The organism is Mesotoga sp. H07pep.5.4 (assembly GCF_003664935.1).
GTDB lineage: Bacteria > Thermotogota > Thermotogae > Petrotogales > Kosmotogaceae > Mesotoga > Mesotoga prima.
Genome location: NZ_JFHM01000022.1, coordinates 1 through 23,796, shown reverse-complemented (window position 1 = coordinate 23,796; position 23,796 = coordinate 1). Strand labels below are relative to the sequence as shown.

22 protein-coding genes are annotated in these 23,796 nt (G+C 45.5%); 12 read left to right on the top strand and 10 right to left on the bottom strand.

What is annotated here, in order from left to right; translation table 11 throughout:
• Positions 1–180: 180 nt before the first annotated feature.
• Positions 181–318: a hypothetical protein gene (locus Y696_RS14095; RefSeq protein ID WP_158309314.1), complete on the top strand. Its 138-nt coding sequence runs from the start codon at positions 181–183 to the stop codon at positions 316–318.
• A 630-nt stretch (positions 319–948) separates the two neighbouring features.
• Here the strand turns inward: Y696_RS14095 and Y696_RS14510 are convergent.
• On the bottom strand, positions 949–1,146 hold the full coding sequence (locus Y696_RS14510; RefSeq protein ID WP_407656342.1) for a serine hydrolase domain-containing protein: 198 nt from the start codon (positions 1,144–1,146) through the stop codon (positions 949–951).
• Between the two features lie 175 nt (positions 1,147–1,321).
• Here Y696_RS14510 and Y696_RS10905 point away from each other — a divergent pair, with 175 nt between their 5' ends.
• On the top strand, positions 1,322–2,590 hold the full coding sequence (locus tag Y696_RS10905) for a patatin-like phospholipase family protein (RefSeq protein WP_014731760.1): 1,269 nt from the start codon (positions 1,322–1,324) through the stop codon (positions 2,588–2,590).
• A 49-nt stretch (positions 2,591–2,639) separates the two neighbouring features.
• Here Y696_RS10905 and rbr read toward each other — a convergent pair whose 3' ends face one another.
• The 3 genes from rbr to Y696_RS10890 all read right to left on the bottom strand — a co-directional run bounded on the left by rbr (position 2,640) and on the right by Y696_RS10890 (position 5,776).
• Positions 2,640–3,230, bottom strand: a complete 591-nt coding sequence (gene rbr / locus Y696_RS10900) for a rubrerythrin (protein ID WP_014731759.1) — start codon at positions 3,228–3,230, stop codon at positions 2,640–2,642.
• Positions 3,231–3,383: 153 nt separating this feature from the next.
• On the bottom strand, positions 3,384–4,343 hold the full coding sequence (locus tag Y696_RS10895; protein ID WP_014731758.1) for a cation diffusion facilitator family transporter: 960 nt from the start codon (positions 4,341–4,343) through the stop codon (positions 3,384–3,386).
• Entirely contained in the window at positions 4,340–5,776 is a 1,437-nt protein-coding gene (locus Y696_RS10890) for an alpha-amylase family glycosyl hydrolase (protein WP_014731757.1), read from the bottom strand. Before Y696_RS10890 ends, Y696_RS10895 begins: the two co-directional genes overlap by 4 nt.
• 141 nt (positions 5,777–5,917) lie before the next feature.
• On the opposite strand from Y696_RS10890, the gene Y696_RS10885 reads away from it, so the two are divergent.
• From Y696_RS10885 to Y696_RS10840, 9 genes are all read left to right on the top strand, one after another.
• Complete coding sequence (locus Y696_RS10885; RefSeq protein ID WP_014731756.1) at positions 5,918–6,967, top strand: type IV pilus twitching motility protein PilT; 1,050 nt, start codon at positions 5,918–5,920, stop codon at positions 6,965–6,967.
• Positions 6,967–8,049 carry a peptide chain release factor 1 gene (gene prfA / locus Y696_RS10880; RefSeq protein WP_014731755.1) on the top strand — a complete coding sequence of 361 codons (1,083 nt, stop codon included), beginning with the start codon at positions 6,967–6,969 and terminating at the stop codon, positions 8,047–8,049. The genes Y696_RS10885 and prfA overlap by 1 nt, the downstream gene beginning before the upstream one ends.
• Before the next feature lie 28 nt (positions 8,050–8,077).
• Entirely contained in the window at positions 8,078–8,581 is a 504-nt protein-coding gene (gene ybaK / locus Y696_RS10875) for a Cys-tRNA(Pro) deacylase (protein WP_014731754.1), read from the top strand.
• A gap of 235 nt (positions 8,582–8,816) precedes the next feature.
• Positions 8,817–9,326: a zinc ribbon domain-containing protein gene (locus Y696_RS10870; protein WP_006489964.1), complete on the top strand. Its 510-nt coding sequence runs from the start codon at positions 8,817–8,819 to the stop codon at positions 9,324–9,326.
• A 1,041-nt stretch (positions 9,327–10,367) separates the two neighbouring features.
• Positions 10,368–10,664, top strand: coding sequence for a hypothetical protein (locus Y696_RS10860; RefSeq protein WP_006489966.1), 297 nt, complete (start codon positions 10,368–10,370; stop codon positions 10,662–10,664).
• Between the two features lie 324 nt (positions 10,665–10,988).
• A complete protein-coding gene (gene rapZ, locus Y696_RS10855) occupies positions 10,989–11,870 on the top strand; it encodes an RNase adapter RapZ (RefSeq protein ID WP_121510469.1) in 882 nt (293 codons plus the stop codon).
• 31 nt (positions 11,871–11,901) lie between these two features.
• Positions 11,902–12,984, top strand: a complete 1,083-nt coding sequence (locus tag Y696_RS10850; RefSeq protein ID WP_006489968.1) for an ABC transporter substrate-binding protein — start codon at positions 11,902–11,904, stop codon at positions 12,982–12,984.
• A 58-nt stretch (positions 12,985–13,042) separates the two neighbouring features.
• The gene (locus tag Y696_RS10845) at positions 13,043–14,836 is read left to right on the top strand and encodes an iron ABC transporter permease (RefSeq protein ID WP_006489970.1); all 1,794 of its coding nucleotides are present in this window, start codon (positions 13,043–13,045) and stop codon (positions 14,834–14,836) included.
• Between the two features lie 4 nt (positions 14,837–14,840).
• Positions 14,841–15,965: an ABC transporter ATP-binding protein gene (locus Y696_RS10840; RefSeq protein ID WP_006489971.1), complete on the top strand. Its 1,125-nt coding sequence runs from the start codon at positions 14,841–14,843 to the stop codon at positions 15,963–15,965.
• A 76-nt stretch (positions 15,966–16,041) separates the two neighbouring features.
• On the opposite strand, the gene Y696_RS10835 is transcribed toward Y696_RS10840, so the two are convergent.
• The gene (locus Y696_RS10835; protein WP_121510468.1) at positions 16,042–17,514 is read right to left on the bottom strand and encodes an NAD(P)/FAD-dependent oxidoreductase; all 1,473 of its coding nucleotides are present in this window, start codon (positions 17,512–17,514) and stop codon (positions 16,042–16,044) included.
• 217 nt (positions 17,515–17,731) lie between these two features.
• On the opposite strand from Y696_RS10835, the gene Y696_RS10830 reads away from it, so the two are divergent.
• A complete protein-coding gene (locus tag Y696_RS10830) occupies positions 17,732–18,166 on the top strand; it encodes a hypothetical protein (protein ID WP_257212068.1) in 435 nt (144 codons plus the stop codon).
• Between the two features lie 51 nt (positions 18,167–18,217).
• Here Y696_RS10830 and Y696_RS10825 read toward each other — a convergent pair whose 3' ends face one another.
• From Y696_RS10825 to Y696_RS10805, 5 genes are all read right to left on the bottom strand, one after another.
• The gene (locus Y696_RS10825) at positions 18,218–18,718 is read right to left on the bottom strand and encodes a hypothetical protein (protein WP_121510467.1); all 501 of its coding nucleotides are present in this window, start codon (positions 18,716–18,718) and stop codon (positions 18,218–18,220) included.
• Between the two features lie 23 nt (positions 18,719–18,741).
• The gene (locus tag Y696_RS10820) at positions 18,742–19,245 is read right to left on the bottom strand and encodes a hypothetical protein (protein ID WP_006489975.1); all 504 of its coding nucleotides are present in this window, start codon (positions 19,243–19,245) and stop codon (positions 18,742–18,744) included.
• Between the two features lie 108 nt (positions 19,246–19,353).
• Positions 19,354–20,397, bottom strand: coding sequence for an ABC transporter permease (locus tag Y696_RS10815; RefSeq protein WP_006489976.1), 1,044 nt, complete (start codon positions 20,395–20,397; stop codon positions 19,354–19,356).
• A gap of 330 nt (positions 20,398–20,727) precedes the next feature.
• Positions 20,728–21,660: an HAAS signaling domain-containing protein gene (locus Y696_RS10810; protein WP_121510466.1), complete on the bottom strand. Its 933-nt coding sequence runs from the start codon at positions 21,658–21,660 to the stop codon at positions 20,728–20,730.
• A 2-nt stretch (positions 21,661–21,662) separates the two neighbouring features.
• Positions 21,663–21,986, bottom strand: a complete 324-nt coding sequence (locus tag Y696_RS10805; RefSeq protein WP_006489979.1) for a PadR family transcriptional regulator — start codon at positions 21,984–21,986, stop codon at positions 21,663–21,665.
• Positions 21,987–23,796: the final 1,810 nt, after the last annotated feature.

Here is a 23,796-nt window from a genome sequence, read left to right as displayed (position 1 = left end):
TGACATCTCTTGAGGAAGAAATGGTGGGGCCGGTTCCAAGTCTTCTTCTGGGAATCCTCCGCAAGGTATCTTTCTTATGAACGGCTTGCAGTCTTTTTTGAAGATATCCAGGTCGGACTTTTCCCAAATACTTCCCAACGATCCTTTCTGTTCTCAAGTGCATCGCTGGCTGGGGCCAAAATGATTGGGCTCATTCCCAGAAGTTTTTCGATCACCATTCTGGTGAAGATAGAAGTTGGTTTGCTGCCTTCATTGCTATTGGTAAGGATAGCCGCCGAAAGGTTTAGATCGAGAAGTATTATCAGCAAGGAAATCTGACCGTTGGCCCGGCATCTATGCTGCAGGACTTTGACGCCTTCAATCTCCTCAACGAACCATCCTAGAGCAACTCTGGAGGCCGGAGAAGCGTCGATTCTTCCCGTGGTCAGGGCCTCAAATGAGTCTTCACTTATGATTCCAGTCTTTTGGGGGACGATTCAGCAAAGTAAAATGCAGAATACTTAAGCAAATTCTCGGCGTTGGTAACGATTCCACCTGCCGGATGCAAAGCTCTGTCAATATGCCAAGGTTGTGCAACAAATATCTTCTCCTTCTTGACATGATGGCCGACGGCAAACCGTTCGGTAATGACCTATTCGGGAGAGAAACGGATCTTATCGAGATCGAGAGGTTTTGAAACCAATTCATTGATGGCTTATTCGAAGGGTTTTCCGGTAACCACTTCGATGACCCTGCCTGCGACATAGAAACCGGAATTGCAGTAGGAAAGAATCATTTCCGGGGGGATTGATCTGTGGAAGTGCCAATATGCTGTTAACCATGTTTCCCATAACATTTTTGCCAAAACGGAAATCCTTGAAGTAATCTCCCTTCCCCCGATGATTGTGTAAGAAGATGCCTCATTGTCAAACTCTTTTCGGCCTCTCCGTCCGAGAGCTTGAAGTTGGGTTAATAATCGCGTAAAGGTCTGTCAAGATCAAGTCTGCGGCAGTCTACCAATCTAATTACTGCAAGAACGCCGAACCTCTTAGTTATAGAGGTAATCTGGAAGAAAGTGTCCTCATTCACTTTCAGTGGATTGCTGAGGTTCGTGATGCCATAAGAGGCAGGATCGACAGTTTCTCCGAAGCGAATTCTACATGACAGGCCCGGTATCTTGCTTATGCAACAACCTCTTCCTGTTTGGCCACCATATTGGCAAAGCCGTTTCTCAAAGATTCATGAACACCTCCCTTAGGCATTATATCCGAAGTGTGTTTAAGGGAGACAATCTCTGGAATTACCGTTTGGTCTAATATAGAATTGCAGTGAGGTGACTAAAATGGCAAAGTTGAATCTGTCGGACTTGCTAATACCGATGAGCAAAAGGGTTAAGTTCGAAGAAAAGATAGGGCTCGTTCTTTCGGGGGGAGGAGCGCGTGGCGCTTATCAGATCGGAGTATGGAAGGCCTTGAAAGACTGTGGGATCGAAATTGGGGGAGTTTACGGAACCTCCGTTGGCGCGATAAATTCCATGGCTATTGCCATGGACAATTTCGAAGATGCAAGGCAACTGTGGCTGAAAATCGATTTTGACAAAGTTGTGAAAGACGGCCCCGACGGAAACCTAATCGAAAAAGCCCTCGCTGCCTTGAAGAGCCGTGGTTTCGATCCTGCACCTCTGAGAGAGAACTTTGGTCGACTTCTTAAAGAAGAATTAGTACGAAAGGCGAAAATCGATGTTGGAATCGTCACCTATTCTCTTAGCAATATGCAACCCAAGGAGCTATTCCTAGACGATATTCCAGAAGGAAAGTTAGAAGATTATATACTTGCCAGCGCAAATCATCCGGTCTTCAAGAGAGAAGAAATTGGTTCAGAGAAATTCATCGACGGAGGAATATACAGGAATATCCCTGTAAACATGGCTCTTAGCAGAGGCTTCAAAGAGATTATCATTGTGGATCTTGGTCCAAAGAGAATAAGGGATGTGCTTACCCTCACTTCGCTTAAGAGATTGGAGGAAGTAAAGTATCTGGTTATCAAGCCACGCGAGTTCTATGGAGACGTTCTCGATTTCGACCCTGATATCGCAAGAAACTTCATGAGAGAAGGATATCTTGATTGTCTAGATGAGCTGGGATATTTGAACGGCGAGGAGTACTTCGTCTTCGCCAAGCATGACGCAATTGCGCGTGCGCTGTTTTCTCTTCCTAAGAAGAAGAAAGAGGAGGCCAGGGCGATCTTCGGAGTTGAACCGTGGCAGAGCGAATCTACTCAACATTTCTATTACGGCCAGCTCATGCCGGTTCTTCAGGATCACTTTGGTATCTTCAATCCTGTTGAAACATGGGTACGACTGCTAGAAGACCTTGCGCGTTATCTTGAACTGGAGAGGCTTGATCTTTATTCCCTCTACAGCTTTACAAAGGAGATTCTCTCAAGTCGTAACGTTGGAGTTGAAGGAAGAAACTACAACGATATTTCCTGTGAAAGCATACTGAACTTCCTTGAATTTCTCGTGAAAAACTCGGATCTAGAAAGTCTTGAAGACCGTGAATTCAGTGTGTTTCGGGAAGGGTTCTTGTCATTAACCAATCTCAATGACTAGATGAAAAAGGTCCGGTTTTGCCGGACCTCACTAGCTTAAGGGTTTAGATCTAGTAGTTCTCAACGAAAAGTTCGAAGTAAGCCTTTGGGTGTTTACAAGCCGGGCACTGCTCCGGAGCTTCCTTAGCTTCGAGAATGTAGCCGCAGTTTCCACACTTCCAGAGAACCTTTTCTTCTCTCTTGAATACCTTACCGGTTTCGACGTTTTCCAGTAGTTTTAGATAACGGGCCTCGTGTCTGCTCTCTACTTTTGCTATTTGTCTGAAGCTATTAGCGACATCCAAGAAGCCTTCCTTTTCTGCGACATCGGCGAAAGTTGGGTAGAGTTTGGTCCATTCCTCATTTTCTCCAGCGGCGGCCGCCTTTAGGTTTTCTTTTGTTCCTCGTAGATCCACTGGATAGTCGGCGTCGACATGTACCATAACGGGTAATTCGTCTTTCATACCGTCGATAATGTGTTTGAAAAAGACTTCCGCATGTTCCTTCTCGTTGTCGGCGGTTTCCTTGAAGATTGCCGATATCTGTTCAAAGCCTTCTTTCTTCGCCACAGATGCATAGAAAGTGTATCTGTTTCTAGCCTGTGATTCACCGGCAAATGCCTTCATAAGGTTTTCAACAGTCTCTGAGCCTTTGAGATTCACAATTTCACCCCCGAATATTGGATGAGGTACCGAGTATTGATAGTTGATTGATGACCTGACGAAGAGCTTTTTCAAAACAATTATAGTACAGATTTGATTACAATCACGAATTTCTCTAAAAATGATGAGTTAAAGGTTTCTGTTCATAGCGGCCTATTCCGATTTCTCGTCTTTGTTATTCAGGCTTTCATTAAATTCCTTAGAGGAGTCGATCCCGAAGTTCTCGTCTTCGACATTGCCAGAGGGTTCTACATGGACATGGACATCGTAGACATTTTTGTGATCTTCTTTTATAGAGGCCTCGACTTTTTTTGCAAGAGAATGTGCCTTCTTTACCGACATATCCGGGTCTACTTCAATATCTAGATCTACGAGGTACTTATAACCCATTTTTCTCACTCTGACTTTATGAGGATTTTGAACACCCTGAACCCTTTCTATCGAATCGAAAACTACCTTGTAAATGTCGTCTCCAGGTTTGAGCCCGTCCATCAGCTCGTAATTGGTCTCCCAAAAGACCTCTATGGAGGTCTTGATTACCAGAGCAGATACTGCCAACCCTACGATCGAATCCACTATCTGCAGGCCAGTAATTCCCACGAAGATCGAGCCTCCCAGTACAGATAGCGAGATGACGATGTCCAGTTTCATGTTCGTTGCATCGGCTATGAAGACCGATGAATCAATCTTCTTTCCTATTCCCAGCTTATAACGATATAGAAAATACTTCGCAGCAGAGGAGATGGCTGCCACCACAATTACCAGAGCGATATTCTCAACAGAGGATCCACCGCTGAAGAGCTTCTGAATGGAACTAACGGCCAGTTGTGCTCCGGCAAAGAAAATAACCATGGATACGATTTTTGAGGCAACGGCGTCTGCCCTTTCGTGACCGTACGGGTGCTGCGCATCAGGCGGCTTGTTTGATACGGATGTAGAGATCCAGGTAATAACCGAGGTCAAAATATCCGTAGTCGAATCTACTCCGTCGGCCAAAATAGCCATACTTCCGGTGAAGAAACCGGTAAGAACCTTCAGCACCGCGAGCGCTGCATTTCCGGTCACCCCTATTATTGAGCCTCTTCTTGAAAGCACCATTCTGTCTTCGGTCATTCAGTCACCTCGATTGCGCTCGAGAAACCTCCAAGGTATCTCTTGCCGCGATACCTACCCAAAGAGCCGTTGATGATCTGAAGATTAGAAACGTCTTCTAAAGCGACACGTCTTTTCCCGAGATTGTGATAAATGTACGCGCTCCGGCTTTCTCCAACGACTCTTAAGATTACCAGGTTTTCTCTTCGTTTCAAGCCTCTCATAGTTGCCAACCTCAGCCAGGAGTTGTTCTTCCTGAATTCAAGTATAGCCCTGAATCTCTCGAAGTAGCTCCCATCTACAGCTTTTTGTGCTTCCAGAGACCTGCCGCTGTGAGGATGATTCTTCCCGAGCGCTTTCCATTCGGTTTGACCTGGACCGTAGCCGTTCTCGAACCACAGGAAGGGTTCAAGTTGCTCTTCGTTGAAATACGTATTGTAGACCCCTTCCATTCCAAGTTCTTCGCCATAATAGAAGAATGGCACTCCGGGAAGAGACAACAAGACCGACATTGCCAGAAGAGAGAGTTTCTCGTCACCGTCCATAACCGATACGAGACGACTCATGTCATGATTTGTCAGGAAAACTCCAGACTCATAGCTACGCTTCGACCTGAAAGATCTATTGAGATCAGTCCTCAAAGACTTCACTAGGAGTTCTGGGTCTCTTGTCGCAACGGAAGTTTTCAGGTCCTCGGCAAGGGGGAAATTGAATCCAATTCCAAAGATCGCGGAGTACAGGTCTACTATTTGCGCATCGTCCCACACTTCACTCACAAATATCGAATTTGGAGAAATCGATCTGCAGTGTGCCGTCATCTCCTTCCAGAAAGCGATGTTTCTGCTGTGCTGGTACTCGCAGATGCCTTTTTCAAGAGAAAAATCGAAAATGTGCTTTGCAGCATCGAATCGGAATCCATCGAATCCTACGGATAACCAGAATGTAAGGACCTCCTTCATCTGTTGCCACAGGGAAGAAGACTCATAGTTGAGATCAGGACTTCCAGGTCCGAACAATGTGTAGACCCACTGTCCCGAGTAGTTTGTCCATACCTGCTCTCCGTCCCAATGTCTCCTAGCCTTCAGCCACTGTTCGTCTTTCAGAAAGAGATACCAGTCTCTGTATGGTTTTTCTCCATTCAAGGCCTTCAAGAACCATTCATGATTTGGAGAGGTGTGATTCATCGGAAGATCCAGTATGACCTTCAAATCTAGTTTGTGCGCTGATGCCAGAAAGTTTCTCAAATCCTTAAGAGTTCCATAGATTGGGTTGACACTAAAGAAATCGATGACACTGTAGCCATGGTAAGATGGCGAATGAAGAATCGGCAAAAGCCAGATTCCTTCAATACCTAAATTTGCAAGATAGTCGAGCTTCCGCTCGGCTCCGATAAAATCACCAATTCCATCGCCATTGCCGTCACAGAATGACCTCAGATAGAGTTCGTAAAACACTCGAATCCCTCCCGAATTAGTCGGCCGAGTAATTGGACTGACTTACGAGAACTATTGTTTCCCCTTGAATCATAGATCTTACCATAGTTATCGGACAGTGCATTGTGTTAAAATCTTCTCTGTTCCGGGAGGTGTGGCTAGATGCTGATAAAGGAAATTCTGAGTAAAGGTGAACAGATGAATGCAAGCGACATACACTTAACCTCAGGTGAAAACGTCATATACAGGGTCGATGGTGAGTTGATTCAAGACAAACTGTTGACCGACGAAATAATGATGAAGAAGATAACGACAGAACTTCAAGAGATATCTGAGATTAAGTTACAGGATTCGGAAAGTAAGGAGATTGACTTTTCTTTTGGGTTCAGCTCTTTAAGGGTAAGAGGAAACTACTTCTATTCAAATAAGCTTCCCGTAGTCGCTCTGAGGTTAATCCCGAAAACAATCAAGACTCTTGAAGATCTGGGTTATCCGCCGTTGTTCAAGGAATTCTGTAAACCAGATAAGGGCCTCGTGCTTGTTGCAGGACCGACCGGAAGTGGAAAATCGACTACTCTTGCCGCAATGCTTGAAAACATCAACAGAACGAGACATGTTCATTTGATCACCATAGAAGATCCAGTAGAATACGTTTTCGAACCAAAAAATGCCCTGATCCATCAGAGGGAACTTGGATCGGATACGAAATCTTTTTATAATGGACTGAAATATGCATTGAGGCAGGACCCCGATGTCATTCTAGTTGGAGAGATGAGAGATAGCGAAACGATGGAACTTGCCATGACTGCTGCTGAGACAGGCCATCTTGTATTCTCGACAATCCATACAAATTCCGCCGCTACCACACCCGAAAGAATAGTGGGAGTCTTTCCGCCTCATCAGCAGAACCAGGTAGCTATGCAGCTTGCCAATACTCTGCTGGCGGTAATATACCAAAGATTGCTCAGGAGGAGGGACGGTAAAGGAAGAATCGCGGTTATCGAGATAATGGTAGTGAACCAGGCTATCCGAAATCTTATAAGGGAGCAGAAATTCCACCAAATAGAATCTATGATGCAGGCCGGGATAAAGTATGGAATGGTCACCTTTGATGATGCGTTGATGGATGTTTTCAAAAAGGGAATAATCGACAAGGACCAGCTTCAGGATTACGCAAGGGACCCCAATGCAATGCTCAGGAGGGCCTTCTAATGGATTTAGGCAAGATAATGGAAGTCTTCAGGGAGAGATTCAAGGAGGTCGAGAAGGAACTCTCAAAACCCGAAGTTGCTTCAGACCCGGACAAGCTTATGGAATACGGGAAGAAACATGCAGAGCTCTCTGAGATCATTAATCTTTATAGCGAAATAGACTCGATGAAGGGCGAACTTGAGGAATGGCATGAAATGAAGGCTACCGCAGAAGAGAACGAACAGGAAGTGATCGCGAATACAATATCCGATCTCGAGAACAGAATCGCAAGAAAGGAGCTTAATCTAAAGGGACTTCTCGTCCCCGATCTAGCAGATGAGAGGAATATTATTATTGAGATAAGGGCCGGTACAGGTGGAGAAGAAGCTGCATTGTTCGCTGCCGATCTCTTCCGAATGTACACCAGATATGCAGAACGAAACAACTGGAAATCGGAGATAATCGATTCAAATGAGACGGATATCGGTGGATTCAAGGAAGTCATCTTTCAGATAAGAGGCAGAAGCGTATTCAGTAAACTGAAGTATGAAAGCGGAGTCCACAGAGTCCAGAGAGTGCCGACGACTGAATCGGGGGGAAGAATCCACACGTCTACTGCGACGGTAGCGGTGCTTCCAGAAGTAAGCGAAACAGAGGTCAAAATCGACCCTGCCGATCTCAGAATCGACACGTATCGCTCTTCAGGCGCCGGAGGCCAGCACGTAAACAAGACCGATTCCGCCGTAAGGATAGTCCATGAGCCTACAGGGATAGTAGTTGCCGTGCAGAAAGAGAGATCTCAGCATCAGAATAAAGCTAGAGCGCTCGAGATTCTACGTGCAAGGCTGTATGAAATGTACAGTTCTAAAGCAGAGAATGAGATTACTGAGGCAAGAAGGACGCAAATCGGTACCGGTGAACGAAGCGAAAAGATAAGAACTTACAACTTCCCTCAAAACAGGGTAACTGATCACAGGATAAATTTTACAAGCTACAGACTTCTTTATGTGATGGACGGAGATCTCGACGAGCTCGTGACGGAACTTTCCGCTGCAGATATAAACAAGCGGCTGGAATTACTTCACAAGAAACTGATCGGTTAAAACAACTTCAGTTCCAATGGAGAATCGAATGAAAAGCAAAAAGCCTTTAAAGACAAATGCCACTAGAATCTTGGATGGGCTTGGGATTGAATATGAGATTCTAGAATACGAAGTCGACGAACACGATCTGAGTGCCGAGAATGTTGCATCGAAGCTGGGCTTGTCACCTTCGCGAACCGTGAAAACTATTGTCTTGAAGGGTGACAGAAGCGGGGTTTTTGTCTGTTGTCTCGGCGGTCATAGAGAGATCGATATGAAGAAGCTTCCAGAGATCACGGGTGACGGGAATATCGAGACGGTTCCTTCAGAAAGTCTCCTGACGCTTACAGGATATGTCAGGGGAGGAGTTTCGCCTCTCGGGATGAAGAAGAGCTTCAAGATTCTCGTTGATAAAGGAGTTTTGAATGAAGAAAGGATATCCGTGAGTGCTGGCAAACGAGGTCTTCAGATCTGGTTGAGACCGACTGACCTTGTCTGCGCAACTAATGCCAGTGTTGTCTCCTTTTCCAAAGAAAAGCATCAGACGTTGTAATGGTATCCGAACAATGCTTCTTCAAATCTTGAAAAGTATTACAAGGACCGAAACCAAACCAAAGAAAAGCGCCAACAACAACAAAACAGTAGTAATTTCCAAATCATTTCTCTCCCTTCGGATTTCTGTCAATCAATTCTACAATTTCGCAGGTGCTCACAGAAGGGGTTAAGATTGATCTGTTTTGCAAGTACTGAAAGGCATTGTAAAATTGAATACAAAGGACGGTGATAAAATGTATATCCGCTCTGGTGATCCGGTGAGAACAATAATAAAAATTGTCGGTGGAATAGTGTATGTTGTTGGAATAGGTTTGATAATATTCAGTTTTGCCAGTTTCTTTCTTGCTCCTTACTTGAGTCTGGTCTTCGGTGGCGTGATTGTGTTTCTGGTATTGGGTTTCATTGCGACGACACTGGGGAGAATGCTTCTTGCAATGGCGAAGACAAAGAGCTTCTCCGGCCCCGTAAGTGAACAGGAAACGGTTAGCGGTCGAGAACTTAAGGAAGATATGACCTATGACTACACATTTGTCTCAGACAGAGAAGCGAGAATTGAGAAGACCAAGAGCAAGAGTTATTCCAGATGTCCCGAATGCGGTGCGGAGAATGAGGACAATGCAACCAAATGCTCGAACTGCGGCGCTTCTCTTGTAGGTTACAAGAAATGCAGTCTTTGCTACATGCTGAATAAGAAAGAGAATCGCTTCTGCAAGAACTGCGGACACGATTTCACGCTTGACTGAGTTAAGAGAGCAAGTCACACTGTCGGGCATAAGAGCCGTCATTTGAGAAAACGGTTCTTCGTTCTGACGCTACGCGTCCAGGTTCTTGGTTCTTCGTCAGGGATTCCGTCCACCGAGAGGATCAAAACCAGATCCCGAAACAAGTTCGGGATGACAGTGTATGAAGATTTCGAAACGTCGCATCCCGTCATTCTGAACTCCATTCAGAATCTCTCGTTTTTTCGCTTTGACCAAGAACGAAGATGTTTTATTTGGAGGACGGTTAACCGTCCAACGGAGAACCGGTTTCACTTCGCTCTTTCCGACCACTAACCTCCTACCACCAACCACGGTTCCTGAAAAAACCCAGATCCTGAACAGGAGCGCTTCAGGATGACGAAATAAGTTGGTTCTGATCAGATGGCTTTGAATTGCTTCTTTAGCACTGGGTCAATCTCTTTTTTACTCCTGACCAACCCCCAACCTCCTACCTCCGACCACTTGCGTAAGTCCAGATCCCGAAACAAGTTCGGGATGACAGTGTATGGAGATTTCAAAACGTCGCATCCCGTCATTCTGAAATTGTTTCAGAATCTCTCGTTTTTTTCTTTGACCAAGAACGAAGATGTTTTGTTTGAAGGACGGTTAACCGGTTTCACTTCGCTCTTTTCGACCACTAACCTCCTACCACCTACCACGGTTCCTGAAAAAACCCAGATCCTGAACAGGAGCGCTTCAGGATGACGAAATAAGCTGGTTCTGATCAGATGGCTTTGAATTGCTTCTTTAGGACTGGGTCAAGCTCTTGTTCTTTGCTCCTGACCAACCCCCAACCTCCTACCTCCGACCACTTGCGTAAGTCCAGATCCCGAAACAAGTTCGGGATGACCCTGAACAGAGATCCCAAACAGGAGCCCTGAACAGAGACCCCAAACAGGAGCATTTTGGGGCAGGCTTCAGGACAGGCTCATTGGGGAAAGTTTTCAGGGCAGGCTCAGTGGGGCAGGCTTCAGGGTAAGCTCTACGGAATTACGGCGTGGAGATATAGCGGGATGGAACAACATGTTTTCTGGGCAGGATAATCGTACTTTTGGTCATCCTGACAAGCTCTTGGTCAGGATCTCCGTGAATAATGGTACAGAATCCAAGAATCAGCTAATCCCCGCTCTTGCTATTGAAGATGAAGAAAGATATCCCGTGCAGAGTCATCACGGGATGACCGAAGAGGGGCTCATTGGGGCAGATTTTCAGGGCAGGCTCATTGGTATGACAACTAACGGCTATTGCGAAAAGGCTAGATTCCGTCATTCCGACAAAGCTCCTGGTCGGAATCTGGATAGTATTGCTTCATTGCTCTAACCAAGAACGAAGAACTTGGACGCGGAGCGTCGGAACGAAGAACTCAATTTTTTATTCGGCGAACGGAGAACCATTCAACGTCAACCAGTTTCTCATGCTCTTACGAATCTCCAACCACTAACCTCCGGCCCCGGCCTTTTTTAAAACTCACAACTTGCATCTTGGAACTGATCCCTTGCTCTTCCAACTCCAAACCTCCTACCCCCGACCATGTTCTTCCCCTTCGACATTGATCTCTAAAGTAGAATTCTTCCAGATTATTGTATAATTTAATCATTCTCTCTTTCTTCGTTATTATTTACCATTTGGGCGGTGATGCTACGAATGTCTTCTAACATATTTGTTGTGACCGGCATGTCTGGAGCCGGAAAGTCATCGGCAATCGACGTACTTGAAGATTTCGGATTCTTTTGTATGGACAATGTTCCACCTTCAATAATCGAGGAACTTGTAAACATTATCGGTGCACAAGAAATCGATAAGAGCGCGGTTGTTATCGATATTCGTACAGCCAAGAAGTTTGGCGGTATTGATAAAGTGAACCAGAGCCTCAGATCACTCAAGGAAAGAGGACTGGGTATAGTTTCAATATTTCTCGATGCAGAAGATGACGTCCTCTACTACAGATATCAGAAGACCCGTAGGGCGCATCCCCTCCAGCAAGAGACAGGTCTCGAAGAAGCAATTCAGAAGGAAAGAAGCATTATGGATCCATTCAAAAAGAACTGCGATCATGTAATAGATACGTCACGAATGGATATGAAAGAAATGAAGGAGGCTATCGTCTCAATAATCAGAGGGAAAGGTTACAAACTGCCTCCGATGAGGGTTGAGATAGAGAGTTTCTCATACAATGAAGGGGTTCCTCACGATGCTAACCTGATCTTCGATGTGAGATTCCTTCCAAATCCCTATTATTATGAGGAGCTCATTGAACTGACGGGAATGGACAAGAAAGTGAAGGATTATCTGGAGACTTACCCCGAGATAGAAAGCTACTTCTCGACTGTTTTGAAGCTCTGCAGGATGACAATTGAAGGGTTCGCCGGAAGCGGCAGAAACTTCATGAAGATAGCTATTGGCTGTACGGGCGGTAAGCATAGATCTGTCTATGTTGCAGATCGGCTCTTCGAGGAGCTTAAAACGGATAGTTTAAGGCTCTCACTTGATCATAGAGAGCAAAAGGTTCACAAAGACAATTCATGATCCATACTCTTAAAACTCTAGGAGGTGTCTTATGAGACTAAAAACGTTCTTGCTCGTACTGGTAGTTTTGTTAGGCGTCAGTATTCTTGCGGTTTCACCGCAACTGCTGGAAGCGGCTAAGAAGGAAGGGAAGGTCGTTGTCTACTCTATAACAAGCAGAATATCCAACGCGGCCGAAGCTTTTACTGAGAAGTACGGAATTGCAGTCGAAGCCTACAACCTGAAAGACTTCGAGATGATCGAAAAGGTTTCCAGAGAAGTGGGAAGCGGTATAGTTGGAGCCGATTTCGTCATAGCTCAAGACGGCGGTAGAGTATTCGGAGAGCTTATTGAACCGGGATACTTGATCAACTACGTTCCAGAAGACATGAAGGATATTATTCCAGAATCTATGCAGAATCCTCTCGTGTTATCCGTTATCACGAAGGTCTTTTTGTACAATTCCGAGACGTTCACTTATCCGCCCGTCGCAAATGTTTGGGCACTTACCGATCCGGAATTCGAAGGTAGATTCTTCTTCAAGGATCCTTTCAAGGAAGGAGTCAACATGAACTTCCTGACAATGCTGACAACCCCCAAAGTAATTGAGGATCTCGAGCTTGCCTACGAGAGATATTTCGGGAAGCCGATCGAGCTTACGACGGAAAATGCCGGCTACGAGTGGATGAAGGGTGTTCTTGAGAATGGTTTGGTCTTCATTAACAGCGACACGACCATGGCCGAGTCTCTCGGAATTAGGGGTGAAGGCATCGATAAGGTAGGACTCTGTACGTATTCGAAGGTGCGATACAGAGAGACCAAGAATCTCGCCCTTCTACCGATAATGGGTATGGAGCCCTTTGCAGGCTTCTACTATCCCAGCTACATGATGCTGACGAGCAACTCTGCTCATCCGAATGCTGCTAAGCTCTTCATAGAGTATCTCTTGACGGAAGAGGGTTTTGCACCGTGGGCAGGCTCTGAAGGTACTTACTCGTCGAATCCAAACATTCTTCCATACCCAGGAGACAATGCGTTTGATGTCTGGGAGAAAGTGCTAATCGGAGAGGATCCTGAATTCCTCTTCAATTACAGGCTCGACGTAGAAGATTTCTGGAATATGTACGCATATTGATCACATTTCTTAGGCTCTCCCGTTTGGGGGAGCCTTAGTCCTTTCAAAGGTGGTTACTATGAAGAAACTTTTGAACAAGTTGCTTGCCTATTTCTCAAAACCTGAACACATGATTCTCGTTGTTCTACTTATTATTCTTATCTACCTTACGATTGTTCCCCTCTTTTACATTGGAGTAGATACGTTCACAGTCCACTCTGCAGAAGTGAGGAGAATCAGAGGCTCCAACGTAGGAGATTTCACGTTGTACCACTGGGAATATGTTTTCAACAGTTCTGCAAGCGACAACTTGTTTTATAAACCCCTGATCAATACCCTACTTGTTTCAGTAGCTACGTGTGCATTTGCGCTTATTGTCGGAGGCTTCTTCGCGTGGATGGTTACACGCACTGATTTGAGATTCAAGAAATCCATATCTACAATGATGCTGTTTCCTTACATCATGCCTTCATGGACTCTTGCCATGGCCTGGCTCAACTTCTTCAAGAACAAGAGCATAGGTGGCGTACCAGGGATATTTTCGGCTCTGACTGGAATAGAGACCGCAGATTGGTTTGCCTACGGATTCATTCCAATCGTTCTCGTACTGGGAATGCATTACGCTCCCTTTGCCTTTATTTTGATTGGCGGGATTTTAAGAAACATGGACGCCAATCTCGAAGAAGCAGCAGTTATTCTTAAGACATCGCGCTTGAGAATAATATGGAAGATAACGGTGCCCATAGTGATGCCCGCAATTCTTTCGACATTCCTTCTTGTCTTTTCAAGCGCCATGAGCGCCTTCGCCGTCCCTTCATTTCTGGGAGGTCCGGTAAGGTATCAGGTACTGACAACCCAGTTATACAGGACGATCAATGGGGTTAATCCCGGCGCCGGATATATCATCGCATCATTCATGATAGTTGTTGGAGTTGCAATCCTTACAATCAATCAGATAATCATCGGTAAGAGAAAGGGTTTTACGACGGTAACGGGAAAGAGCGGAAACATCTCGCTTGTGAATCTGAGAAAGCTACGCACTCCCGTTTCGACTATAATGCTCGTTATACTGGTTGCAGTGGCTGTGATACCGCTGATGACCTTTGCAGCTCAGTCGTTCTTCGTTGAACCAGGGAATTACAGCTTAAGCAATCTTTCGACTATCTTCTGGACGGGGGAGGGCAGTCCGGATATCGCCAACGGAGAGCCAGGAATATTGAAGAACAAGTATGTGTATCAGGGTTTGTTTAACAGCTTTTCGCTTTCAATTGTAGTGGCGCTGATTGCAGGAACGGTTGGGATTCTCGTTGGATACTCTGTTGCGAAGACCAGGGGAAAGTTCGGCTCGAACATGGTTGACAGACTGGCCTTCTTCCCTTATTTGATTCCAAGCATGGCTTTCGGCGCGATTTATCTGTCGATGTTCTCTGTTCAGAGGGGCTTTATTCCGCCCCTGTACGGTACCTTCGCGATTCTTGCCCTTGTAGGTTCGGTTAAGTATTTGCCCTTTGCCTCAAGAGCAGGAATAAATGCGATTCTTCAGCTTGGAAAGGAAATCGAAGAGGCGGCAATTATTCTCGGCGTGAAATGGTGGAAGAGAATGCTGAAGATAATAATCCCGATTCAGAAACCTACGGTTATCTCGGGTTACCTGCTTCCATTCATCTCCAGCATGAGAGAATTAGCTCTCTACATACTGCTTGTTACTCCTGGTACAAGTATTTTGACAACTATGCTCTTCAAATACAACGAGAAGGGCTGGAATCAATACGCAAATGCAATTGTGCTTCTGATAATCGGAATAGTTTTAATATTTAATTTCCTCATCAACAAAGTGACCGGTGCGAGCCTGGATAAAGGAATAGGAGGGTGACCTGATGCCTGAGATTATTTTGAAGAATCTTACAAAGACTTTCGGAAGTGTCAAAGCGGTTGACAATCTTGATCTTACGATAGAGGACCGCGACTTTGTGACGCTTCTCGGTCCCTCCGGTTGTGGAAAGACGACCACACTCAGAATGATTTCCGGGCTCGAAACACCTACGGTCGGTGAAATCATTATAGGCGGTAGGGTTGTCTTCTCCAGTGAAAAACAGATCAACCTATCGCCCGACAAGAGAGATGTCGGCCTCTTGTTTCAGAACTATGCGCTATGGCCTCATATGACCGTTTATCAGAACATCTCTTTCGGTCTGGAAAACATGAAGTGGAGCAAAGAAGAGATCAGAAAACGCGTAAAGGAAATGGGTGATCTCGTCAAGATAAGCGACCTTCTTGACAGGTATCCTTCAGAACTTTCCGGTGGTCAACAGCAGAGAGTTGCCATTGCCAGGACGCTAGCTCCTAATCCAAAAGTACTCCTTATGGATGAGCCGCTTTCGAACCTGGATGCCAAGCTGAGAATGGAAATGAGAGCCGAGTTGAAACGGCTGCACAGGGAGATAGAATCAACGGTGGTCTACGTCACTCACGACCAGCTTGAAGCAATGACTCTCGCTACAAAGGTCTGTCTTCTTGAAGAGGGAGTCCTCCAGCAATATGCGCCGCCGCTTGTAATATACGATCAGCCGTCCAATATCTTCGTGGGAGACTTCATCGGTAATCCTTCAATGAATTTCGTCGATGCAAGAGTAAATGAAGTCGATGGCGATAAAGCGACTCTTGAAGCTTCGGAAATCACTTTGGAGATGGATTTCAGAAGTAGAGAAGGAGAGCTCAAGAGCGGCGATGAGGTTATTATTGGGTTGAGACCCGAGGATATAGCCTTGAACCCTGAAAGCGGGGCTAACACCTGTACTATTTACTCAACTCTACCTTCGGGAATGGAAACGGTTGTAAGAGCTAAGATAAGGAATACGATGTTCTCTATAGTCGCCTTTGGAAGGGTCGATTTCGATGTTGACTCCAAGATGGAGATTTCCTTCCCTTCCCGTAATTACCTTTTATTTGATAAAGCAACGAAAAAGAAACTTGGAGCCGGTTCGCTGAAGTTCAAGGATTAGAATCGCAAAATATGCAAAGAGGAACACTTCGGTGTTCCTCTTTCTTATGAAGAACTATGGGTAATAAAGGTTAATCTCAGGAGGCGACAAAATTCCTGTGCTCCATCTTACAGATCTTTCTGATAGTATTCCTGCCCATTGCCGCACAGCCGTAGAGATTTGTTCCACCTATGGAGTGTCCTATCACAAAGAAGTTCTTGAGGCTTTTCAGCGTCATCGGTTTGTTGAGGAATCCTTTGAGGGTGTCTCTCAATCGAAAATCCTCTTTACTTCCGTATCCCCGGGCGTTTGACGTGAATCTCTCTGTGGTAATAGGTGTTGCCACATCGGTCACTTCGACGGCTTCTCCGATACCGGGAATGAGTCTTTCAATGGCCTCGATTGTTCGACTGGCGATTATCGCCTTCTCTTCCTCATATTTCTTCTGATCCTTCGAAAGCTCTTCCCAGTAAGAATAGTAGGTATCATACATCGCTTTAATACTGGTCTTCCCTTTCGGTGCCAGTTTCTTGTCATAGCTGTAGTTAAGAACGTTGATTATAGAGCAGTTGTCGCCTGCAATTTCGATTGGTTCGTCAAGGAAGAAGGAAATGGCGTTCGGTTTGTCTGAAAGGTCCATGTTCACACCGAAAGATACATGCAAACCCATCATCATCCTGTCAATTGGCTTCGAATACATCGAGCGCAGCCGATCGGTGAGGTATCGTTCATCTATCATTTTCATGAAAGTGTCATAACCGTACGCGTCTGAAATTACATAATTGGCGGAGATCTCCGTACCATTTTCAAGTCTCACTCCGACAGCCTTTCCACTATCTTCTATGATTCTCTCCACGGAGGAGTTGTAAAGTATCTCGCCTCCAAGCGAAGTATATCTGTCCGCCACCGACTTTATGAATTCGGCCGAACCGCCGAGATATCGTCCATATCTCTTGCCCGCCGATCCCGCCATCACTCCTAGATTCAGAGTTAGTGGAATGTTTGCCCACCCGTACTGGATTACCGGGAAGAACGCTCTCAAAACAGGACTCTTGAACCTCTGCGCGAATGAAAGCATGGAGTATTTCGAAACCTTTCTATTCTTAATCAATACTGAGATATTCCTCAACCAGTCTCGGAAGCTCCAGAAGCCTACCTCCATAAGATCGGTGTTGGAAAGCCTGCGTATAGCCCTTATGTAGTCTTCTATTGGCTTAGAATCATCTGGTGAGATTCTCTTCATTTCGGCTTCAAGCTTTTCCAGATCGTAGAAGACTGTCAGTTCGTTGCCCTTTTCGTCTACCGCCTTCACCAGTTCTTCGGGAAAGTAGATATCGGAAGGCATCGCTCCAATGTCTTTCCACATATTGTTAAGTGGGGTGCCTGGCTTAAGCCCCGCAAGATGACGTATGCAGCCGTCAAATATATAATCACCCTTGCCCCACGATGTACAAAGTCCTCCCGGCTTATCGGCCTTTTCAAGTATCACCGATTCAAGACCATTCATCCGGGCATAACATCCTGCAGCAAGCCCCCCAATTCCACTACCTATAATTGCGATTTTCGACATTTGCACCACCTCGAGAATCAAAAAAAACCGGAAACCCAATTCCTCTGCATTGTTGAAAAGTGAACTTATCGAAGCTCCCGAGCTTCAGGCCAATTCTACCACTCCAATTTGAACATGCTCGCTTTTCAGCGCTATTGGTGAATATTGACTCAGCGACCTCTGAAAATTATCTCCGTAGCTTAAGGTAGAATTGGTTGTTATGGAGGTGATCGGATTGATGAAGATAATCTGTGTGTTCTTAGTATTGATCCTTGCGGTGTCGATGATCGGTGTAGATTTCAGTGTGGGAGTGAAGATTCATGGCCATTTTGAGCCTTTTGCGGCCGTAAATTTTGATACATGGCTTCTTGGATTTCAGGTGAAGGCAGGAGTGATCTTTGCTACAGATTCGATCGTACTAGTTCCCGGTCTCTACCTCTACAAAGACATTGCTTCATGGAGAGTTCACGGTGGCGTCGAGGGTTTGATTCATCTTGGAGAGATGGAATGTCTAATGCTTGCCGGTGCCGGTGCTAGTTATGGATTTAAGACTGATTTCGGCAGAGTTCTCGTGGGTGGAGAACTGGGGCTTCCAATAAGCCTGCCTGGCGACTTCTTTGTTGACGCTACCATGAAGCTGGTGCCGACATTTCTCATTCAGCTTGAATTCTAGAACGAATCTACTGACCCTATGAAATGTCTTCTCGAACTAATGTCCCGCTGGTCAGTTCATTTCAGCATTGGGATACTTCAAGAGCTTAGTAGGGGCCCATGGGACAAGATACATTTCAATATCATCAATGCTGTGCCACCACAGTTTGACCCCTTCTATCTCTTTAGGGAATATGCCTTTGTCGAAATCAAAAACATATGAGGAGTTAAATTTGACATCTTTCTTTTCAGTGAAGACCTTTCCATCCTTATCATACGTGACAAAATCAAACAAGAGCATGCCGCTCTCATTCTTGTCAAGTTCCAGTATTACCATCTTTCCAAGCCTATCTTCGTCGGTAAGGTAGACAAGAATATCGCCATCATTGAGCATTCGTTTCTCATTCCTCGAGATATCGATTTTTTCTGTAGTTAGTTTTACACTTAGGTTTTCTACATCCATGAAGTTGATCGAGTAGAAATCTTTTCTGTAAGCCTCAATCGTTGGATTTCTGGAAAGACAAGAGACTGCCAGCACAGTTACCAAAATGGCCGTTGCAATAGATCTCTTCATCTCTGAACACCTCTTTTCATCTTCTAGAATCTGTAACCTATCTTAAAGTCAAAGATCTTCCCGACCGTCTCGTTGAATTTCTGCAGAACAGTATCGACGCTTAGCTCTATGTAGTAACTGGGACTGAAGTTCATTCCAAACCCAAGTCTTAGAGGAGAAAAACCCAGCTGTAGCTGTTCGCCGAAAGCAAATGTGTGACCGATATCCCCCTTAAAATAGAAAACACCAAAATCGAGTTTCAATCCAATGTAACCATACCATGCAATTCCGGGAATTATTAATGAAGACTTCACTCCTGTATCTTCCGAAAGAGTGAACATGAGAAACGGAGTCGCCACTCCAAGGTACAAAAGTCCTACATCATAGCGCAGGTCAATACCTAGCACATCTACTCCTACGAAGCCGGAAAGAGGAGTATTTGAAAGGGATTCGGTTTTGGCTGCGACATTTATCAATCCTAAAGAAAGATTTCCAAGTAATAAGGACCCGGCGAGCAATAGACACAGGACTAGAGAGACTTTCTTCATAGATCTCACCCCCTAAAGTTCATTGTACGTCCACTATGCAAGAAAAGAATCTGATTTTCAGACTGTTTGCTTCGCTGCTCGGGAATTCTACATAAAGCTCTAATACAATCATTCTCCCCGTTCGCTCTTGCCATTATCCCAGAGAAGAATTCTGGGATCTAAATAAGAGTAAATAATATCAACGACAATATTCACGAGCAGCATTACGGCAGCAATAAGAAGAACAAGACCAGAGAGCGTGAGAACTTCAAAGCTTATTGCTGCTTCCGTAAGCAGCCGTCCGATGCCAGGCCTTGCAAAAATAGTCTCAACAAATGCGAGCCCTGCGAAAAGCGAAGCGAAGAGCTCTCCTCCCACTGTAACTACAGGAATAAGCGCATTCCTTCTTACGTGAGTCAGCATGATGGTCCTTTCGCTCACACCTCGTGATCTAGCAGCCCTTATGAAGTCTTTCTTCTTCACTTCCAGTGCAGTTGCCCGGCTTATCTGAAAGACATAAGCAGAATGTACAATGAACAGAGTCAAAACAGGTTGGATTAGATTGACTAGCTGAGCCAGCAGGATATCTAGACGTAGATTAAGTATTGAGTCGATTATCAAAGAGTTGCTGTAAGTGTTCCAGTCTTTGATAAGAGAAGTGGTCAGGTTGCCAATGGGAAGCCATCCGAATATTGTGAAACTGCCGACTAGAATGAGGAGCGCCATTACATAATCGGGAGTTGCCCATCCGATTATCGAAAGGAATCCGAATACAGAATCCGTAAATCCATCGGGATGCATTGCGGCCCTTATTCCAAGTCTCGAACCGAAGAGTATTATGGGAATCAGGGCCAGTATCAGTAGTTCGAGGCTTGCCGGAAGCCTTACAAGGATCGCTTCAGAGACTCTTGAGCCGGCAGTAAGAGAGTAACCCATATCGCCTCTGAGAGTGTTTCCGAACCACTTGAAGTACATAACTACTGCAGGCCTGTCAAGCCCGTACTTTTCAACTATCCTCTGCTCGGCGTTTGGTGATTTCGAGGCGTTCCCCGTCATATAGGCTCTAAGAAGGACATCAGGCCCCATAGACCAGATGACTGCAAAGACGACAAGCGTGACTACAAAGGCGACAAGCGGCAGGAACATAAGCCTTCTGATAATGAAAGTGGCCACATCGACCCTCCTAGTTTTGGAAAACAACTTATCAAAGAGTTGAACTGCAACTTCACATCTTTTCAGCTAAAGACATTCCCGATAGATTAGAAGCGCAATTATGATTTTATCATCAAGGAGAGGGTGTTAGTATATTTAAAGCGCAGGACAGAAGTCCGTTGATATCACAAGTGGACTTATCCAAACAACCTCATTCTGAACTGGAAAGACAGTGACGGGAAAGCCTTAGAAAGAGTGAACGTCTAATCTTCATAGCCTGTATGTTTTGTTTCTAAAAACAGTAGAAAAAAGGGAGAGGTATCACCCCTCCCAGTTTCTAAAGGAGTCTAATCAGTCTGTTCGTACTATTCTGCTGACCCAGAACTTTATCGTCTCAAAGACCAGATCAACAATTACTACAATCGCCATCAAGAATAGAATAGCTACCAGAAGTGGGTGATCTATACTTGCCGGGTTCAAACTCAGATAGGACGCAATGTCTGGTTTGTAATCAGGTGAAACGGCCAGGAATAGAAAGACAAGGCCAAGAGTATTCGAGACGATTTTGCTGAACCGGGAGTAATTGAATATGTTGATTAAGCTGGATACTGAATCTATGACGAGCAGCCCAAAAGCAAGGAATAGTGCAAACTTGAAGGAATCTAACGCGATGATCGCGATCTCCGTGAGCTCTCCGCCGCCGAAATAGAATGGTCCATAAGTGAAAGCAAGAAAGGTTATGCCGGCCCCAACAAGAGAGCCAATTAGCACTCCTATTCTCTTGCCCATTGAGGGTGTCTTTTCTTCTCTTATGAAATATGTAAAGTGGGGAAGCTTTGCCGTAGCCTTTGCCTGCGTCACGAAGTAAAGAATCAAGCTGACAAGTCCGAAGTCAAATATGAAAGTCACTGGAAGCTGTGAGAGAAGGCTCAGTAGGTCCGTTCCCCTGAAATCAAAGATTGCGCCATTCTCGCCAAAAACGAAAGCGATAAGATGAAGTCCAAGATGAATTGCGAAAAGAATTCCCGTGTACATGAAGAGATAGTTCTTCAGATGAGGGGCGATGATCGGACCGCCTTCATAATACCTCGCCGCAACCTCTTCAGGTGAACCGTATTCTTTGATCGACATCGCGACTGCAGTGTCGTTAATTTCTCCGTGTTCCCTCTCTGCTCTTTCCAGTACATGACTTTCAATCTCTCTAAGAATCTCATCCGCTTTTCTTGGATTGGTTCCCGGTAAGAACGTTCGCACATCGTCAAGATACTTTTTCAGTCTTTCCATTTTCATTCCTCCCCAACGAAGCTTTTTAGAAGTTGTTCCTGCTCATTCCAAATTCTCAGCAATTCCTTTCTCACCTGTCGTCCAGTTTCCGATACGAAATAGTATTTCCTGGGTTTGTTCTCCTCGACTCTCCACTCGCTCGAAAGAATCTCTCTTTCCTCAAGCCTTCTTAGGAGGGGATACAAAGTGTTTTCGTCGATTGAGAAGTTCCTCTCTCCAAGTGTTTTCACGATATCGTAGCCGTACATTGGTTCGTCAAGCATAACCATGACTAAGAGTTGAATAAAGCCTCTGTTCATTTCAGTTGCCAGTTTGCCTATGTCCATTACATCACCTCTATACTATGTTGATAATAGCATATAGTATGATACACAGTATTCTAATAACATGATAGTATCATGTGGGTTAAGAATTAATGAAATAGGAGGACGGGAATCTGCAATCTTTCATGCTGAAGAAGGAGCCGCCCTTGGTTCGTAGCCCAAGACCACAAACCCGTCCTTGGATAAGACCTGAAGTTAGGCTAGCTTTGGTGGGACGCAAGGCCGGGCAAGAGCATTTCAAGAAGTGATGCTGGGAAGAGCATCCCAGGAAGTGATGCCCGGAAGAACATCCGGGGAAGTGAGGCCGACTTCGTCGGGAAGTGATGCTCGCTGGGGCGAGGAAGAATAAAACATTGGACGCAGTGCGCCGGAAAGCATCGTCGGTCGCAATGTTGACAGAAGCATGTCAGGACGCAAGGCTGGGCAAGAGCATTTCAAGAAGTGATGCTGGGAAGAGCATCCCAGGAAGTGATGCCCGGAAGAAGATCCGGGGAAGTGAGGCCGACTTCGTCGGGAAGTGATGCTCGCTGACGCGAGGAAGAATAAAACATTAGACACAGTGCAGCGAAAAGCATCGTCGGTCGCAATGTTGACAGAAGCATGTCAGGACGCAATGCTGGGCAAGAACATTTCAAGAAGTGATGCCCGGAAGAACATCCGGGGAAGTGAGGCCGACTTCGTCGGGAAGTGATTCTCGCTGGCGAGACGAAGAATAAAACATTAGAAGCAGTGCGCCGGAAAGCATTGGCGTTCGCAATGCCCGCTTTGCGGGGAAAATACCGCTGAACGCTGTGAAGAACCGTTTTTCGTTAACCGTCCAAGATCATGGACCCGTCCTTCGAAAGAGCCGTTGCAAATTGCCTAGAGTAAAAAAACGACAAATGCCGTCATCTGAAATTGTTTTAGCATCTCGGTCTTTCAATAAGACGAGTCGAGAAAGAGCATTGTCGAGAGTTCACTGTGCTTGCCGAGAGGACGAGATTGATTATCGTTGTCCGTTATCGAGATCCTTAACCAGATCCCGTATAGGAACCCTTAACAGGAGCACTTCAGGGCAGGCTCTACGGGATGACAATCTTAGGTGATTCTGTAGGGGCGAACGGCGGTTCGCCCGAAGAGGAAGCCCTCTCAAAGACGCAAGGCCTGTTTCGCGGGCAGAAGAGCCTCTTTAAAGAAACCGTTGAAGCCGAAGACTAAGTTGCCCGTCCACGGTCCTCCTTCCTCCGAGAAGATTACCCGAAATGTGGGGACAGGTTTTCCGGTGTCTGTCCCCCCTAGTGCCCATCTTGCATTTGCTATTGGCTCTCACGGAGAACCAGATCCCGAAACAAATTCGGGATGACAGTGTTAGGCGATTACGAAAACGTCACATACTGTCATTCTGAACTTGATTCAGAATCTCTCGTTTTTTCACTTTGACCAAGAACGAAGAACGGGTTTTTTTCGGCGAACGGAGAACCATTCAACGGCCAACCAGTCCCTTTGCTCTATCCAACCCCCAACCCGCTATCCCCAACGACGGAAAGCACCAGATCCCGAAACAAATTCGGGATGACAGTGTTAGGCGATTACGAAAACGTCACATACCGTCATCCTCAAGAAACCCGTCCTTCGGGAAGAACGGTTATTCGTTCCCACGCTGTGCACCTAGGTTCCTGGTTCTTTGTCCAGAATTCCGTCATGAACTCGTTTCAGCATCCCGGCGGGCTTTCCGAAAACGTCACATACCGTCATCTGAACTTGATTCAGAATCTCTCGTTTTTTCACTTTGACCAAGAACGAAGAACGGGTTTTCGGTCTGACCCTTGATTAT